Source organism: Aeromicrobium halocynthiae, assembly GCF_039531385.1.
Lineage (GTDB): Bacteria > Actinomycetota > Actinomycetes > Propionibacteriales > Nocardioidaceae > Aeromicrobium > Aeromicrobium halocynthiae.
On record NZ_BAAAPY010000030.1, the window covers coordinates 1 to 749 of the forward strand.

The 749-nt window shown below is 68.5% G+C and carries 1 protein-coding gene; it reads left to right on the forward strand.

Annotated features, from left to right (window positions below; translation table 11 throughout):
- Positions 1-110: 110 nt before the first annotated feature.
- The coding region (locus tag ABD213_RS15035) for a transposase (protein ID WP_486303323.1) at positions 111-749 on the forward strand (639 nt) is incomplete at its 3' end.

The following is a 749-nucleotide window of genomic DNA, read 5'->3' on the forward strand; positions in this document are numbered from 1 at the left end:
GGCTCTTCACAGATGACGGTGTAGCGGCTGGGGTGGGGGCAGTGACCGGGTAGACGTCGAGGTCTCCCGATGATGGAAGTTCTGACGCTCGCCATCTGGAAGACCTCGACTTGTCTCACGCTACCTTCGCGCGCCCCGACCTGACCACGTTCTGCCGCCTCGACGAGCTCGGCCTCGAAGTCACCGGCCAACGGCTCGAGCCCGACCGTGCCGTGCTCGCCTGCCGGATCCTCGACCCTGATCAGTGGTGCCGGCGTTGCGGCTGCGAAGGCGTCCCGCGGGACACGGTGACCCGAGAACTCGCACACGAGCCGCTGGGCTGGCGGCCGACGACGTTGCTGATCACGGTGCGTCGCTACCGCTGCACCGGTTGCGGACATGTGTGGCGCCAAGACACCAGCCAGGCTGCCGAGCCGCGGGCGAAGCTGTCACGCCGTGGGCTGCGGTGGGCGCTGGAAGGGATCGTGTGCCAGCACCTGACGGTGGCCCGGGTCGCGGAGGGTCTCGGGGTCGCATGGAACACCGCCAACGACGCGGTCCTGGCCGAGGGCAAGCGCGTCCTGATCGACGACGAGCATCGCTTCGACGGCGTCACCGCGATCGGCGTAGACGAGCACGTGTGGCGCCACGCCCGGCGCGGCGACAAGTACGTCACCGTGATCATCGACCTGACCGGCATCCGCAACGGCGTCGGCCCAGCACGGCTGCTGGACATGGTCGAGGGCCGTTCCAAGCAGGCCTTCCAAACT